This is a genomic window from Bacillus sp. 22-7, assembly GCF_010628845.1.
In the GTDB taxonomy this organism is placed as follows: domain Bacteria; phylum Bacillota; class Bacilli; order Bacillales; family Cytobacillaceae; genus Cytobacillus; species Cytobacillus firmus_B.
The window spans coordinates 81,305-97,300 of sequence record NZ_NJQY01000002.1 but is presented as its reverse complement, the minus strand read 5'-3'; the positions used below and the strand labels follow the sequence as shown (position 1 = coordinate 97,300).

Sequence of the window (15,996 nt, the reverse complement as noted above, 5' to 3'; positions counted from 1 at the left end):
AGCTAACCTCCTTTATCGGAATATATTTTATTAATCTTCTATGTCTCTTTTCGATTTCTCGTGCTTCTTGGGCTGAAAACGAGTTCGTACAGGTGATCTGACCTGCAATGGCCGCTTTGTTTGCATGAAAAATGGGAGGCGGAAGAGGGAATCCCTTAAGTCATCCAGCCGTAAAGGATAGACGGGTGCTAAATATGGGCGTCCAAGAGAAGTCATTTTAAGCAAATGGCTCAAGATGTATGAAAAACAAAAGGTAACTCCCAGAAGCCCCCACAACTGAGCAGTGATTAAAAAAGGAAAACGGATTAAGCGAATCGTATTGCCCATTTGATAGACAGGTGTTGTAAAAGATGCCAGGGCCGCAAGCGCCACGATGATTAGCAGCACATTACTGGTAAGGCCGGCCTGTACTGCCGCAGTCCCGATAACAATACCGCCTACGATACCAATTGTCTGACCGATTTTGGTCGGCAGCCTTGCTCCAGCCTCTCGCAATAGCTCAATGGTCAATTCCAGAATAATAGCTTCCAGTATCGGGGGGAACGGGATCCCGCTCCTTGAAGCAATAAGCGGGTTAAGCAGGTTTTCCGGAATCATTTCGTAATGATATGTGAGCACGGCGACATAAAGTGAAGTCGACAACACGGAAAAGAATACGGCGAACAAGCGGACAAGCCGAAAAATGGAGGCAATATGCCATGATAAAAAGTAATCCTCAAAAGCTGAAAAAAACTCTACGAGAGTTGTAGGGCCGGTAAGGGCATGAGGTGAGCCATCTACAATGATCGTTATTTTCCCTTCCGAGAGCACACTCGCTACCCTATCAGGCCTTTCCGTGTCAATTAAATGAGGAAAGGGAGAATTGTGGTTATCGGAAATGATCTGGTTAATAAAAGAGCTGTCCACGATTTGATCAAATTGAATTTCATTCAGCCGCTGCAAAATGGTATTTACGTTTTCTTTATCCGTAATTCCTTCAATATAAAGAACAGCCACTCTTGTTTTCGTCAGACTGCCTATTTTTACTTCTTCCACGATAAGATCTGGTATAGGCAGCCTTTTCCTGACCAGATTGATGTTAGCATCAATCGATTCGACGAAAGCTTCCTTTGGCCCTACAACACTGTACTCGACTTCCGGCATGCTGACGGGCCTCTTCTCAAGCGAAACAGCAGAAATGACCAGAGCCTCTTGCAGTGAACCTTTTACTTCTATGACAACACAGCCTGTCAGCAGCTTATCCCTTATCTCATGAACATTATCTATAATTTCAGTATTATCAATGGGAATAGCCTGCTGAAGATCAAACAGGGTCTTACTCTCATTTTCTTTGATATAGGGCAAGACATATTGATGCAGGATGTTAATGTCTACAATAGTCTGGTAATAATGTATATAAAATGGGCTGGATTCTGAATATCTGTAGGAAACAAAATCCGCAGATTCTTTACAGCGATGAAGGAGTTCATCAATCCGCAATTCATGCTCAGTATTTCCATTCTTCTTTTGTTTGTAGTCCCTATTAAACCTTTTTAATTTAGATTTAAAAAAACCCACCGGACACTCCTCCAAAACTTAACAAATCCTGGTTTTAGTATGTTGCCCGCTGTTCTTAATTATTCTTTTTTTATGCATTGCTTTCGATTGGTGCAAACGATAAAATGCAGCTCTGCATCCTTTTATTCAGGAGCAGTGTGGGAGGCTTCGCTGATAAAGCAGCCGAAGGAATAAACCTGCTGGAGGGCACACATGATCATGATCATGGTGATGAGGACCACAAAAAAGCTGAGGACAAGGTTTACGATTATGACGAAAATTCTGAGACAATAAATAAAGTATTTAACAGTTATATAAAAAGAGCGCAATCATTGCGCTCTTTTCCTTTTAATCTGGCTAAGCGAGGGGCTGGAGCTTGCTCTGACCAATAATTGATATGGAAAATTCAGCACGATTTCAGATACCGTGCTGAATTTTCAGGTTTTATCAGCGGCTGATCATTATGTTATCTTTTTAACAGTCTTTTTAAAATACAAAGTTAATCAAAGCCGGTTACTTCGTTTCACGGTGCAATGTACGCTTCTTTAAACGCGGAGAATATTTCATTAATTCGATCCGGTCAGGATTGTTCCGCTTATTTTTGGTGGTAATATAATTCCTGTCCCCTGTCTCTGTACAAGCTAATGTAATCTTTACTCTCATATTAATTTCCTCCTTATTAACTTCTTAAATGCTCTGAACAATTCTTTCTGCGGCCTGGCGCGCCCCTGAAATATTCCGGGCAATCGGACCAATCTCCAGTTCTGCCAGGGGCCCTGTTACATAGAAATGAGGGCACCCTTCAAGGGATTGTCTATCTTGAAAACCGCCTCCTGCAACGATCCAATTAAAGATTATTTGTCACTCCTGATGCCGGATTTAATGCGAAATCATTACGATTTAAAGAACAAATTTTTTTACGAATTACTTTCTTTAAGGAAAAATAAAAATATTTAACCTTATTCCTTTTCTTTCTTGCCGGGACACTGTCTGTTAATTCGACCCAAGTTACATGTTTCAATTTATTCTCAAGCTGCCTGTTAATGGTGTCTTCAATTTCATGCATGGTCATCATCAGCTGTCCAAAAGAAAGGTTAAAATGTGCTGCGGCCTGCCTATGAGGTGAATGCTTCACAAGCAGATCCATAAATTCTTCAGAAGTCGAAGCCCTTTGAGCCAGCTCTTCTTCCAGACCAACGACAAATTCATAAATCTCCTTTTGCTTAGGAGGGAGTGACTTTACAATCTCTCTTGAGATCATTTCCATAAGATGTGAATTCATACCTTTCACCTCACCATGCCATGTGGAGAAACCTTACTTATTCTTCATGTTATATCTCTTCATAAATCGTTCAGCACGTCCGCCGCGATCCGTGAACTTCTGAACTCCAGTATAAAACGGATGAGTATCTGAGCTTACTTCAACTTTAATTAATGGGTATGTGTTTCCATCTTCCCACTCAATTGTTTCATTTGCAGCCTTTGTTGATCCTGTCAAAAATTTAAAGCCGCTGTTCATATCCATGAATACTACTTTATGATAGTCTGGATGAATACTTTCCTTCATTCTCATTACCTCCAAAATTTATTTTACCAGCTGGATTTCTTCACTCCTGGAACTTGCCCTTTGTGCGCATATTCCCGGAAAGCGATTCGGGAGATTTTAAATTTGCGGAGATATCCCCTGGGTCTGCCCGTCACCTGGCAGCGGTTTTTTAGCCGTGTCGGTGATGAGTCTCTTGGCAGTTTCCTTATAGCCTCGTAATCCCCCTTTTCTTTGAGTTCCTTTCGTAATTCTGCATACCTTAATACAAGCTCCTGACGTTTTAATTCCTTAGCTACTTTTGATTTTTTCGCCAATGAATTCACTCCTTTTTAGTGAAAATCGTAATTATTACGATTTGTATAATGTTATTTAATCACAAAAATTTTGATATTGCAACACATGGGACTTCAGGGCTGATATTAGAAAAAACGCAATCCGATATAGATTGCGTTTCTATCTTTACACATCATTATTCAATATCCCGGCTATTAAACCCAATAAACCCGGCTAACGCCAGCACCCCGGCAGCCAAACACAATAACAGCAGCGGGACAATTGAAAATTCCTCAATCGGTGCCTGCGGAACGTGGCCAAAAGGAGAAATGCTGCCAATCCAGTCTGAGAATTGGAATAAGCCTCCTAAATACAGCACAATAAAAGAATATAAAACATAAAGCCAAATGAAACCCGTGAATTTTGGCAGGAATCCAATCAGAAAGACGGCCAGGCTGATCATGACCAGCATAGCTGGGTAATAAGACAATGCTGCCCCAAAGATCATTCCGAAAGATAACCCGCCTTCAACCACAGAAGTACCCGCAGCCCATAGTCCGAGTGCTGCCAGCGAAATCATGAGAAATCCATTAATGACAGAAATAACGAGATAGCTGCCTAACAGTTTGCTCCGTGAAACCGCTTTGCTCAAAAGATGAACAATTCGCTCCTTCTTCTCTTCACCTCGAAGTTTATTCATGGCCATTACTGGAGGAATCGTTGCCATCAGTGAAATAACAATCATCAGCATGGGAATGAATTGTTCCACTAATGTTACCCCTTCTGTTGGCTTTAGGAGCTGCTTCATGGCTTCATTTTCGGAAAAAAATGATTCCAGATCCCCTAATACTGAACCGTAAGAAGCTCCCAGAACAAACATGCCTATTGCCCATGAAATGATTCCGGTCCGCTGCAATCTTAACGCAAGGCCAATTGGACTCTGCAAAAAGCGGGATGCATATTGTTTTCCGGGCATGGATGGAAAGAATCCCCGATCCAGATCCCGAATAGCGTTCAAATAATTCGCAGCAGCAAATAGAACTATGGCTGCAGCAGCCATTAAGACAATTGGCCACCAATTATTAGAGTCATAGACTTCTGCTTTGGTTACCCACGCGAGCGGCGAAAGCCAGGACAATGATTCATTGCTGATGTCTGTGATTGCTCTAAAAAGATAAGATATAAGAAGAACGGCTATTGAATAACCAATTGTTCCCCGTGAACTATCTGAAGCTTGAGCAAATACAGCTGTTACCCCTGCAAAAAATAAACCCGCCGCCCCTAATGCAGCACCATAAAGCAATGAGCCTTCGAGATCCATGCTTTCAATTCCAAGGGCATAAAGGCCGAATCCATTAATCAAAGCTAATCCGATGCAAGCTGACGATACTGTTAGAAGTGTTGCATTTAAATAGGATAGGCGCCCTACAGGCAGCGAACGGAGCAATTCCAGGCGTCCATCCTCTTCATCTGCCCTAGTATGCCGCGTTACCAGCAGGATGCTCATTAAACCGGTCACAGCAGCTGTCATTAAAAGCATTTGATGGGCTGTCATGACACCAATTGTATAATTGCTTAAATCCGCGGGACCAGTCATGGCTGTCATCGCCGGGTTGGCCATCGTCTGTGCCATTGCATCCCTTTCCTGCTGGGAATTGTATAATCCCTTAAAGGCTGTTGGAACGATTATCGTGAAAAAAGTAAGTGCAAGCACCCATATTGGGATACGCAATCGGTCCAGCCGGAAAATAAATTTTGAAAGGAAAACGGTTTTCTCCAAATGATTGCCTGCCATCAGCGGACACCTCCTGCATCCTTTTCCCCTTCATAATGGCGCATAAATAAATCCTCCAATGTTGGCGGGGCACTTTCCAGCCTGATAATGCCAAATGGAGAAATATGCTTGATCACAGCATCCATTTCAGTTGTATCGACCTGAAACGTCATCCCGTGTTTACTTTCTTCAATGTCATGGATGCCTTTCAGTTCATTTAAGCCTGTAATCGGCAGCTTCGTATCAACAAGCATTTGAGTCCGGGTTAAGTGGCGAAGTTCACTTAATGTACCCGATTCAATAATCTTACCTTGACGGATTATGCTAACCCGGTCGCACAGCTTTTCTACCTCCGATAAGATGTGACTGGACAGAAGAACGCTCTTTCCTTGTCTTTTAACATCCATCACACATTCCTGAAAAACCTTTTCCATCAAAGGATCGAGTCCTGATGTCGGCTCATCCAGAATAAACAGGTCAGCATCAGAGGAAAAGGCCGCAACCAGAGCAACCTTTTGCCTGTTGCCTTTAGAGTAGGTTCTGCACTTCTTGGATGGATCTAAATCAAATTTATCGATTAACTCCTCACGTTTCGCTTTATTTGAAGTGGCATTTAATTTTATAAATAAATCAATGACCTCTCCCCCTGTTAAGTTTGGCCATAGGTTGACGTCACCAGGCACATAGGCAACCCTTTTATGAATATCGACAGCATCCTGCCAGGCATCCTTGTTAAAAAGCTTTACTTCTCCATCTGTCGCCTTTAAAATTCCCAATAACACCCGAATGGTGGTGGACTTTCCTGCCCCGTTTGGGCCAATGAACCCCAGTACCTCACCTGCGTTTAACTCAAGATTTACCCCATCCAATGCCGTAAACTTACCGAATTTTTTTGTTAGATTGGCTACTTTTAAAAGGCTCATACTCATTCCTCCCCGGTTTTATAAAGTGAAACTTCAATCAGTGGGGGTTTTCCTTATCCCCCACTGATTGTTAGTTGAACCAATCGGGCCTTTACGGGCAGTTTGACCCCCGCTTATCCTCCTTTGATTCCTCAGAGTCTTGAAGTGGGGTCTTACTGCCCGTTAGACTGCGATAAAAACAGCTCTTTAGAATTTCTTTATAGCTGTCCCATTCGTTAAAAACCTCGTTACCGATATCCTCAAATGACTTAATTTTAGCGATTTGCAGCTCCGCAAAACCAGTCATGGTCCAATTAAGGATATTCATTGCTTTTTCTGGTTCTATATCCTCCCGAAGCTTTGACCAGTCGATGTTTTCGTAAATTCTTCTGAAGCCATCTTTTTGAATGTTTGCCAGCAGTTGATTTATATCAGATTTTACATCCTGAGCATCTTCTTCAAGCAGCGATTTCAAGAAATCAAATACAAGGGGGTATTTCTTTTGGATGTTTAACTTAATGAACCCCACCTGACTGATCCTTTCAAAAATGTCCCTCTCATTCATGTCTATTTCTACATAGATTTGTTCAATGATGTTTACTGCATTCTGTATCAAAAAGAAATACAAGTCCTTTTTATTGCTGAAATAGTTAAACAATGAGCCTTTGCTTATTTGTGCATCCTTTACTATTTCATTGGTAGATGCCTTCTCAAATCCGCTCTTTACAAATTCCTTCATGGCCGCATTGATAATCCGTTCCTGTTTTTCGGGTTTCAAACTGTAAAAAGTAGTATTAATTATATTGCACTCCTTCCTCAAAAATGACCACCCTGGTCACCTTTAAGATATCAAAATTGACCAAAGTGGTCAATGTTTTTCCGCAAAGAAAATTAACAAATATTATCAATTTTTTATTCTTAGTTTTATTTAAAATTTCACGGGGATACATGCTAATAAAAGGAGGTGAAAATAATGACATTAATTTTTTACAAAGCAATGGAGGCTTTCAAAAAGGATGCAGAAAATCAGAAAAAAGAAAAACAGCAAAAGGAAATCCTGAACGGTCAAAAGAAATAGTTACATGAATCTGCTGCTTCTCTTTCATCCTTTTGGATGATTTTTTTTTCACAAGCTTATGTTCCACTTGTTTGCACAACGATTTCCAGTAATCTCGTATTTTCTGCCACAGATAGATTTTCCGATAACCTTGCAGCAGCAATAATGAGAGTCCACTGGAAGACCTCGTCTCGTGATAAACCGGAAATTCTGCAATAAATATGAACATACATTTCTGCCAGTTTCACTGAAACTTTCGACAACAATAGAAATGTACGGATGACATCCGCACGAACATCGCCAGAACTCGAATCGGCCCAATCAATAACGCACACCTTCCCATCACACAAGACCAAATTAAATGGATGAAAATCTCCGTGACACAGTTTTGGTTCAAAAATCATAGAAAACTTTTCTGAGTTTTATTCAGTGTTTCCACTGATTGAATCTGATTGTGCTGCTTAGCAGTCATCGAACCAATTACTGATGCATCAGCCGGCAAAGCATGGATTTTTTGCTGCATATCTACACAAATGTTTAAATAATTCTCTGCTGATTCCATATTTTCGAGTATCAAATCACCTGCTGTTTTCCCTTTTCTATACTCCATAATAATTGCCTGTCTGCCGGCTATTTCTGTTACTTTGAAAATTTTAGGAACAGAAAGCCCGCACGAGGAGGCATATTCTTGTTTTTTTGCTTCGTGCAGATGTTCTGAAGGCGGTAAATGCTTTTTAAATACTTTAACGATTTTGTCATCATATTGATAGATTTCCGCTGTATTGCCAACAGCTATCGGATTGCCCAGATTCACCTCTCTTCTCGCCTGATAAAAAATAATTTAATGCTCTGTTTTAGGTAATTCGATCTCCCTAAATGAGAATCCTTTCTACAAAGTGTTGAATCCTGAGAAACTTGACTATCCGAAAAAGTTACTGATATCCTTATTCCGTTGCAAAGGTCTTGTATTTATATACTCCTGGAGGTTTATTTTGAAAAACATCCCTATTAAACAGGTCTATTTTTATATCATATTGGCAATATGCATAGCTGCCTCCGTACTGTTTGTCCAAAACAATGATTCTTTCTATGAACGCACAATCGCTGTAGTAAAGGAAGTCAAACTTGTTCACTCTGAAGAAATTACGGATACTTCCGATAATGAAGACCGTATAAATGAACAGCGGATTATAGCCGAAATTACAAATGGAAAGTCAAAAGGACAGCATATTCTCATAATAAATCAGTATTCAAAATCCAAAGCTTATGACTATGACATTCAAAACGGCCAAAAATTATTTGTATCCATAAAGGAGAAAACAGCAGGTTCTGCAGAATTAAGCGGGGATATTCTTGATTTGAAGAGAGATCATTACATACTGCTGACAGGATGGATCTTTATCCTGATACTGCTCTTTGTCGGTAAGAAGCAAGGCCTCTTTTCCATCATCAGCCTGGCTGTAAATGCTGTGCTGCTTTCCTATGCATTGGATGTTTATCTGAAGAATCCGGAAACAAGCCTGCTGCTGATATGCGGCGCTGCAGTCATCCTATTTACGGTTACCTCCCTCCTGCTCGTAAACGGCTTTAACGAAAAGACATATGCTGCCATTATCGCAACACTTGCGGCAACATTTTTGTCATTATTGATCACTTATCTGGTCATTTGGCTAACTGGCGCGAAGGGTCTGAGATACGAAGAGCTCCAGTTTATAACCAGGCCCTACCAAATGGTGTTCTTAGCCGGTTTATTTATCGGCTCATTAGGAGCGGTTATGGATGTAGCCATTACCATGTCATCTTCACTGTTCAGCTTATATGAAAAGAATAACAGCATTCCAGTGCAGGCTCTTAAACGCTCTGGAATGGAAGTGGGCAAAGACATTATGGGCACCATGACGAATATCTTGTTTTTCGCCTATATCAGCGGCTCCATTCCGATGCTTATTTTGTATATAAAAAATGACTCACCGCTCGGATTCAGCCTATCCATGAACCTTTCACTGGAATTAGCCCGGGCACTTGCCGGAGGAATCGGAATCGTGATCACCATTCCGATTGGCCTTTATACTGCCATATATTTCATTAATAGAAAGAGGGCACGAAAATGAATGCAATACTAGTGCTTGGAGCCATATTATTTATTCTGATGATCCTTATAGGCGGAAAAAAAGGAGCCAGATCATTTTTTGCGATCTTCCTCAACTTCGGAGTGATTATTTTCGTCCTTTTCTTTATGAACGATCCAAACATCAATCCCATTTTCGTTACATTAATTGCCTGTGCCTTTATTGGCTGTATCAACCTGTTTTTTATAAATGAAGTGAACATTAAGACGATAACCGCCTTTCTGGCTTCAATCATTACTACGATCGTTCTCATTGTGTTCATTGTCATCATTGCGGAAAAGGCCATGATTCAGGGATTTGGTGAAGAAGAAATAGAAGAGTTAAGCATATTTTCCCTTTATATTGGGGTTGATTTCGTTAAAGTGGCTGCGTCTGTCATCATCATGAGTACAATAGGCGCCATAACGGACGCTGCCATGGCCATTTCTTCCCCAATGCGGGAAATTCATTATCATCACCCGGACATTAGCAGAAAAGAATTATTCCAAGCCGGCATCAGCATCGGCAAGGATATTCTCGGAACAAGCACCAACACATTATTTTTTGCCTTCTTCGGCGGATATTTAGCACTGCTGATATGGTTTAAAGACCTATCCTATTCACCAGGTGAAATTATCAATTCAAAGATCTTCAGCGGCGAGATGATTACAATCTTCTGTGCAGGAATTGGGGTAACAATGGTGATTCCTGTTACTTCCTGGATTACCGCACTGTATTTGGTGAAAAGAGGAAATTCTGGTGAATAGCTTAAGAAAATTAAATGTACCTGGACAATTATTTAATATACTGAAAAGGACACCTCGTAAGGATGTCATCTTTTTTCAAGTCATAGATTTAGCTCTCGAAAATATATATTCTCCACTTCGCGGGGATATGTTATTTGAAGCAGTCCTACACTTTGAATCTCTGTACGCTTGTATTGATGATCAATTGGCCAGCTGGCAGAATGTTGCTTTAAGTAAACAAAATAGAGGCTAGAGATGAATTCGTTCTGTATAATGCTCAGATAAAGATTACTTTTATAGTCACTTATACTATCAAAGAAAGTGTGTGATTCAGCGGCTTCAGCCCGTCTCCATTTTCCAGCATCAAAAAAAGGACTGCTTCTGCAATCCCTGTAATTAACTGTATTATAAGTAAAGCTTTTTATTTTTAAAGTTTAATCTTCAATAAGCTTTGTAATGCTTTTTGAAGACTTGTGGCCACTTCAATGTGAGAAATATTGATCCCCAGGTGAATCATTGTTTGAGCAATTTCGGGTCTGATTCCTGTTAATGTAGCTTTAACACCCAAAAGAGTCAAAGATTCTACAACCCTTATGATCCGGTCTGCAACCATGGTATCCACAACAGGAACGCCTGATAAGTCGATAATGATATGCTCCAAAGAAAACTCATTGCTTTTTGTAAGAGCCTTCTCCATTAATTCCTGGGCTCTTTGAGTATCAATATCTCCTATCAAAGGCAGGATTCCGATTTTATCAGTGATTTTAATAACTGGAATCGATAATTCCAATGCTGCAGCTTCTGCTAAATTAATACGTGTGTAGAATTTCTTTGAATATGAAATACTTAGCCAATGAACAGCCCGATCCACCACAGAATCAAAGTCAGAAATGATTTCATAGAATTGTGCTATTGTCAGTTCCCGCTGAGATGCATCGTCCCTGATAATACGGCCAATGAGGTTTCTATAATCTCTGACTTCCTTTAGTGCTATATCAATTGGGAGACTATAATTCACTAATGTGTCTACAGCTTCCTCTCCCCATTCATTAAGAATTTTATAAGTTGTTTCTTTATCATTTGCAATTGAATGTGCATAAATCTCGATTATATTTTCACGCCATTGCTGTAATCTGGTACCCATTGATTCTGAAATCTGGTTGGATTCTAAATCTATTTTTTGCTTGATTAATTCATGCTTTCTTCTGAGTATGTACTCAGAAATTTTCTTCTTATAATCAACCTCTGTGTGATTGATCAGGTTAATCCTCTCCCTCATGTTGAGACCTATCTCCTAATATAACATAGAAGAATTCGGCAAAAAAAGGAACTTCTGACCTTAATGGGGTAACAATGGTGATTCCTGTTACTTCCTGGTTCACCGCACTGTATTTGGTGAAAAGAGGAACTTCCGCTGAATTGCTAAAAAAATTAAAATGCATCTGTTAATTAATCGGTTACCATACAATTACAAGGATTAATTACCCATTTTTAACATTTTATGGTATTTAGTGATGAATATCGTCCATACTAGGTACCAGTAAAATGAGGTGAACCTATGCACTGCATCCTTGTATTATTGGTCAGCATTCTTTCTTACATAAAAGGCGACTGGAAAAACTGGGAAAGATATTATCCCACCATGCTGTATATTTCCGTGGCATCTTTCATTTATGAATTTATTTCTCATAGCCATTTTCACTTATGGGAACTTGAAAAAGGGCTTTTGAATCTGATGGGCGTACACTTATTGCATAACATTATTATTAATCCTTTAATTGGCTTTGTATTTTTATCTAATTATCCAAGCTGTCTTAAAAATAAAATTTTTTATTATGCGCGATGGATGTTATTGTTTTGGGCGGCTGAATGGCTGGCATCCCGCCTTCATTTCATATCCTATCATAATGGGTGGAATATCTGGTGGTCTTTTCAATTTGTGGCCATCATGTTTCCGATGATCCGTTTACACTATATCCATAAACTGCGGGCACTATTTCTTTCCGTTCCGATTGCTGCCCTTTATTTGTTCTTGTTTGATTATCTTTAGAGACCATGCGGATAGATCGTGCCAAATAAATTAGATTGTTATTGCCCTGCAGTCTTCCCCTTAACCTGCTTTAGGGTGGCAACGATCAGGAAGCTGACAATCACCAGCAAAAGCCAGGAACTAACCTTCCCCAAATGAACAAGGCTCCACGCCTCTGCCTGATTCGGATACTCCCAGGCCCCAAAGAACGTCGCAATATTCTCAGCTATCCATATAAAGAACCCGATCAGAACAAAAGAAAGCGCAATAGGCATTCGGTATCCCTTTCCGCCAACCTCATAACGGACCCAGGATTTCCAAAATACAATGATCACCAAACCCGACAGCCACCAGCGGATATCAATCCAATAATGATGTGTAAAAAAATTTAAATAAATCGCAGCGGCAAGTGGCACTACTGCCAGGAATGGCGGCCACTTGATCAGATCAACCTTCAGCCTTCTCCACGCCTGGCACAGATAACTTGCTACACTGGCATACATGAAGCCGCTGTACAAAGGAACCCCAAAAACTTTAGAATACCCGTCTTCCGGATATACCCATGAGCCCATATGTACTTTAAACAGTTCGAGTGCAAGGCCAATGATGTGGAACAGCGTGATAACCTTCAATTCATCCTTCGTTTCAAGCCCTGATTTCAGCATCGCCCACTGCATCAGAAGACAGATGATCAGCAGCCAGTCATACCGCGGGAGAAAAGGCATCGGCAGGAATTTAGTTAAAGCTAAAGAAGCAAAAATGACAACAGGAAACAAACAGGACAAAGCCTGCTCCCAGCCGAAACGAAACAGCTGCTTCAATGACCTCATCGGCAGAGCTTCCAATTTGCGAATAGTCAATTGCATTCGAAATTCCCCTTTCATTTGGACGATGAATCTGTCCACTTATTCATCACTGCGGTATTCCAGGATATCTCCAGGCTGACAGTCCAGTGCTTTGCAGATTGCCTCCAAAGTGGAAAAACGGATCGCTTTTGCTTTTCCGTTTTTCAATATAGAAAGGTTTGCCATGGTGATTCCCACTCTTTCTGAAAGTTCTGTTACACTCATTTTTCGTTTTGCGAGCATCACATCAACATTGATTATAATTGCCATGTTCTCACCTCAGACCGTTAAATCATTTTCTGATTTTATCTCGATTGCCTCTTGCAGCAGCTTTTGGAGAACAGCCGCAAACACTGCGATCACCATGGAAGCAAAGGGAACCACCAACCCTACAAAGATGACACCCGGGGCATCGTCTATCTCTGCAAAAACATAGAATAGCGGCAGGACCAGCACATGCAAACAGGCAATGATGATGGCACAATATTTTATTTTCTTTAAAGAAATGACAGATAAATTAGAGAACGCTTTATTTTTATCAATATAGAGCAAAAGTTTGAAAGCCTGATACAGTGCAAAGTAAAACGGTATCGTAGACCCATAAAATACGATGTAAACCCAATACTTAAAAAAAGCAAACTTCGGCAGCAATTCACCTGCGACCTTTCCCAGCTCAGGCACTAAAAAAATGCACAAAACTAAAATTGGGACTCCTAATAGAATAACGGCTATTTTTAAAAACAGCGTTGTTACCTTTTCCATAAAAAGCACCTCACTTCTTATTTTCAATTTGATTGTATTCTATTTTTTATCGTTTTTCAATAAATATTTTGTGTAATTTAATATTTTTTTATTGCATCTTATGTTGTTTCAATGTTAAAAAAACGCATAAAACACGATTCTATGCCATCTTGCCAGACGTTTAATAAATTCTTTTAAAAATATATAAAATGCTAAGTGTACTAATTTTGATCATTCTGCATGAATTCTTCAAATTTAAGAAATATAATTGAAATTGGATGTTTCAAAAGAATCGGGTGATATAAATGAAGAAACTTTCAATAAAGCTTGGAATCGTATTTTTTCTGATTATCTTTAGCCTGGAGATCTTTATGTTTTTCTTTTTGCACGCGGCACTGGTAGATTCAAGAATAGAAGAGGAGTTTTTTTCTTTGCAAGCCAGAGGCAACGCCCATAGGGACATTCTCGAAAAGCATTTTGAACCAGATACTATCTCTCATGTAACCTTAATGGAATCCGAGGCAAATACCGATGTTGTGATCACCGATATTAATGGTCAATTACTTGGTTCATCAGTAAAAAGCATCGATATTCAAGACCATATTAACCGTTCAGACTCCGATATCCCGCGTGACGGAGAGGTTGTTGACGACAACTGGAAAGAGGGAAAGTTTATCTCAACAGTAAGTCCTATAGATATTAATGGCGAAACGTCTGGCAAGGTTTTTATGTTTCAGGAAACAGCTTCTATACACTCTTTAATCGAAAGACTTAATAGACACTTTATATTAACAGGACTAATAGCTGTTTTTTTAACCTTAATCGTTATTATATTTCTTTCTAAAGGCCTTGCTAAACCTTTAATAAGAATGAAGGAAGCAACTTCTAAAATCAGCAAAGGAGATTTTACTATTTCTCTCCCAAAAAACAGAAGTGACGAACTTGGCGATTTAGCAAATTCTATTTCTCAGCTTGCCAGTGACTTAAATTATTTAACACAAGAGCGGAACGACTTTTTGGCGAGCATCTCACATGAACTCAGGACTCCCCTCACATATATAAAGGGCTATGCAGATATCGTACTTAAACGTAATTTATCAATTGAGGACCGTGATAAATATTTAATTATTATTCATGAGGAAGTAAATCGTCTTTCTGATTTAATTAAGGATCTTTTTGATCTTGCAAAAATGGATAAAAATTCATTCGTTATACAGAAAAGGCCTATAGACTTAACTGACTTTTTTCTGAAAATAGAGCAAAAATTTTCTCCGGCTTTCCAAGAAAAAGAACTGGAATTTGAAGTAATTTGTCCAGAAGGAGCAGTTATTATCGCTGACCCTGCCAGGCTTGAGCAAATCATTTTTAATTTACTGGATAACGCTATTAAACACTCTTCACCCGGGGCCAAAACAATTCTATCTATAAACAATAAAAAGAAGGATGTCTATATTAACGTTCGAGATAATGGAAAAGGGATTCCCGAAGAAGACCTGCCATATATTTTAAACCGCTTTTATCGTGTAGATAAGTCCAGAACTAGATCTTTAGGAGGAACAGGTTTGGGGCTCGCAATTGTAAAGGAGCTTGTTCTAGCCCATGGGGGTACAATTGCAGTAAAAAGCAAGGAAGGAATAGGAACTGAATTTGAGCTTGTCTTTAAAGGAGCAGATAATATTGAAAACGATACTATTAGTTGATGATGAATCTAGAATGATGGATTTACTTGCCCTGTATTTAACCCCAATAGGTTTTAAATGCGTCAAAAAGTCATCTGCAATAGAAGCAATCAGGTTTATAGAAACTCAGCCCGCAGATTTAGTATTATTAGATGTGATGATGCCTGAAATGGATGGCTGGACAGCATGCAAAGAATTAAAAAAAGTCAGAGATATCCCGATTATCATGCTTACCGCGAGAAGTGAGAAACCTGATATTGTTAAAGGGTTAAAATTAGGAGCTGATGATTATATTTTAAAGCCTTTTGATGAAGAAGAACTTGTAGCAAGGATTGAAGCAGTACTTAGAAGAACTGCAACAGACGAAGAGTTCATTTCATTTAAAGGGCTTATACTTAAACCAGATTCCTATGAGCTTTATTTTGAAGATAAAGAGGTATTACTGACACCCAAAGAATTTGCAATGGTACAGTTATTCATAAGTAACAGAAACAAGGTTTTCTCTAGAGATCACCTAATTGAATCGGTTTGGGGATATGGTGTCTCGATTGAAGACCGTACGATAGACTCTCATGTTAGAAACATACGAGAAAAACTGAGAAAAGCAGGATTTCCCGCTGACGATTATTTGTTAACCGTTTGGGGCGTTGGATATAAATGGACAGGAAAGGAATAGATAGAATCTAGACAACCAAAATAAAAAGTCGAATCCTTGCCAATGGAATCGACTTTTTTTGGTTTGCATTTTTTATGCTGTTTT

Annotated in this window: 18 protein-coding genes and 1 pseudogene; 6 read left to right on the top strand and 13 right to left on the bottom strand. The window is 39.6% G+C overall.

Annotation, left to right across the window (positions count from 1 at the left end; genetic code table 11):
- Nucleotides 1–30: 30 nt before the first annotated feature.
- The 9 genes and pseudogenes from CE058_RS01205 to CE058_RS01165 all read right to left on the bottom strand — a co-directional run bounded on the left by CE058_RS01205 (nucleotide 31) and on the right by CE058_RS01165 (nucleotide 7,902).
- Entirely contained in the window at nucleotides 31–1,557 is a 1,527-nt protein-coding gene (locus CE058_RS01205; protein ID WP_163139743.1) for a spore germination protein, read from the bottom strand.
- Nucleotides 1,558–2,049: 492 nt separating this feature from the next.
- The gene (gene rpmG / locus CE058_RS01200; protein ID WP_117325841.1) at nucleotides 2,050–2,199 is read right to left on the bottom strand and encodes a 50S ribosomal protein L33; all 150 of its coding nucleotides are present in this window, start codon (nucleotides 2,197–2,199) and stop codon (nucleotides 2,050–2,052) included.
- A 184-nt stretch (nucleotides 2,200–2,383) separates the two neighbouring features.
- Nucleotides 2,384–2,818, bottom strand: a complete 435-nt coding sequence (locus CE058_RS01195) for a hypothetical protein (protein ID WP_286167822.1) — start codon at nucleotides 2,816–2,818, stop codon at nucleotides 2,384–2,386.
- A gap of 33 nt (nucleotides 2,819–2,851) precedes the next feature.
- Nucleotides 2,852–3,103 carry a type B 50S ribosomal protein L31 gene (locus tag CE058_RS01190; protein ID WP_163139741.1) on the bottom strand — a complete coding sequence of 84 codons (252 nt, stop codon included), beginning with the start codon at nucleotides 3,101–3,103 and terminating at the stop codon, nucleotides 2,852–2,854.
- Between the two features lie 23 nt (nucleotides 3,104–3,126).
- Entirely contained in the window at nucleotides 3,127–3,396 is a 270-nt protein-coding gene (gene rpsN / locus CE058_RS01185) for a 30S ribosomal protein S14 (RefSeq protein ID WP_163139739.1), read from the bottom strand.
- Between the two features lie 155 nt (nucleotides 3,397–3,551).
- The gene (locus CE058_RS01180) at nucleotides 3,552–5,150 is read right to left on the bottom strand and encodes an ABC transporter permease (protein WP_163139737.1); all 1,599 of its coding nucleotides are present in this window, start codon (nucleotides 5,148–5,150) and stop codon (nucleotides 3,552–3,554) included.
- Nucleotides 5,150–6,052: an ABC transporter ATP-binding protein gene (locus tag CE058_RS01175; protein ID WP_163139735.1), complete on the bottom strand. Its 903-nt coding sequence runs from the start codon at nucleotides 6,050–6,052 to the stop codon at nucleotides 5,150–5,152. Before CE058_RS01175 ends, CE058_RS01180 begins: the two co-directional genes overlap by 1 nt.
- 91 nt (nucleotides 6,053–6,143) lie before the next feature.
- Complete coding sequence (locus CE058_RS01170; RefSeq protein WP_286167821.1) at nucleotides 6,144–6,851, bottom strand: TetR/AcrR family transcriptional regulator; 708 nt, start codon at nucleotides 6,849–6,851, stop codon at nucleotides 6,144–6,146.
- 314 nt (nucleotides 6,852–7,165) lie between these two features.
- Nucleotides 7,166–7,902: pseudogene (locus CE058_RS01165) on the bottom strand (phosphotransferase family protein).
- A gap of 178 nt (nucleotides 7,903–8,080) precedes the next feature.
- Here CE058_RS01165 and CE058_RS01160 point away from each other — a divergent pair.
- The 3 genes from CE058_RS01160 to CE058_RS01150 are packed head-to-tail and all read left to right on the top strand — an operon-like array spanning nucleotide 8,081 to nucleotide 10,195.
- The gene (locus CE058_RS01160; protein WP_163139733.1) at nucleotides 8,081–9,199 is read left to right on the top strand and encodes a YibE/F family protein; all 1,119 of its coding nucleotides are present in this window, start codon (nucleotides 8,081–8,083) and stop codon (nucleotides 9,197–9,199) included.
- Nucleotides 9,196–9,963, top strand: coding sequence for a YibE/F family protein (locus tag CE058_RS01155; RefSeq protein ID WP_163139731.1), 768 nt, complete (start codon nucleotides 9,196–9,198; stop codon nucleotides 9,961–9,963). Before CE058_RS01160 ends, CE058_RS01155 begins: the two co-directional genes overlap by 4 nt.
- A complete protein-coding gene (locus tag CE058_RS01150; RefSeq protein WP_163139729.1) occupies nucleotides 9,956–10,195 on the top strand; it encodes a hypothetical protein in 240 nt (79 codons plus the stop codon). Before CE058_RS01155 ends, CE058_RS01150 begins: the two co-directional genes overlap by 8 nt.
- A 174-nt stretch (nucleotides 10,196–10,369) precedes the next feature.
- Here the strand turns inward: CE058_RS01150 and CE058_RS01145 are convergent, their stop codons facing one another.
- Nucleotides 10,370–11,221: an STAS domain-containing protein gene (locus CE058_RS01145; protein WP_163139727.1), complete on the bottom strand. Its 852-nt coding sequence runs from the start codon at nucleotides 11,219–11,221 to the stop codon at nucleotides 10,370–10,372.
- Nucleotides 11,222–11,500: 279 nt separating this feature from the next.
- Here CE058_RS01145 and CE058_RS01140 point away from each other — a divergent pair, with 279 nt between their 5' ends.
- Nucleotides 11,501–11,992: a CBO0543 family protein gene (locus CE058_RS01140; RefSeq protein WP_048008673.1), complete on the top strand. Its 492-nt coding sequence runs from the start codon at nucleotides 11,501–11,503 to the stop codon at nucleotides 11,990–11,992.
- A gap of 38 nt (nucleotides 11,993–12,030) precedes the next feature.
- Here the strand turns inward: CE058_RS01140 and CE058_RS01135 are convergent, their stop codons facing one another.
- From CE058_RS01135 to CE058_RS01125, 3 genes are all read right to left on the bottom strand, one after another.
- A complete protein-coding gene (locus tag CE058_RS01135; RefSeq protein WP_163139809.1) occupies nucleotides 12,031–12,801 on the bottom strand; it encodes a DUF817 domain-containing protein in 771 nt (256 codons plus the stop codon).
- A 75-nt stretch (nucleotides 12,802–12,876) separates the two neighbouring features.
- The gene (locus tag CE058_RS01130; protein WP_048008671.1) at nucleotides 12,877–13,086 is read right to left on the bottom strand and encodes a helix-turn-helix domain-containing protein; all 210 of its coding nucleotides are present in this window, start codon (nucleotides 13,084–13,086) and stop codon (nucleotides 12,877–12,879) included.
- Nucleotides 13,087–13,095: 9 nt separating this feature from the next.
- The gene (locus CE058_RS01125; protein ID WP_048008670.1) at nucleotides 13,096–13,578 is read right to left on the bottom strand and encodes a DUF2975 domain-containing protein; all 483 of its coding nucleotides are present in this window, start codon (nucleotides 13,576–13,578) and stop codon (nucleotides 13,096–13,098) included.
- A 284-nt stretch (nucleotides 13,579–13,862) separates the two neighbouring features.
- Here CE058_RS01125 and CE058_RS01120 point away from each other — a divergent pair, with 284 nt between their 5' ends.
- Complete coding sequence (locus tag CE058_RS01120) at nucleotides 13,863–15,257, top strand: sensor histidine kinase (RefSeq protein WP_048008669.1); 1,395 nt, start codon at nucleotides 13,863–13,865, stop codon at nucleotides 15,255–15,257.
- On the top strand, nucleotides 15,235–15,912 hold the full coding sequence (locus CE058_RS01115) for a response regulator transcription factor (RefSeq protein WP_048008668.1): 678 nt from the start codon (nucleotides 15,235–15,237) through the stop codon (nucleotides 15,910–15,912). Before CE058_RS01120 ends, CE058_RS01115 begins: the two co-directional genes overlap by 23 nt.
- Nucleotides 15,913–15,996: the final 84 nt, after the last annotated feature.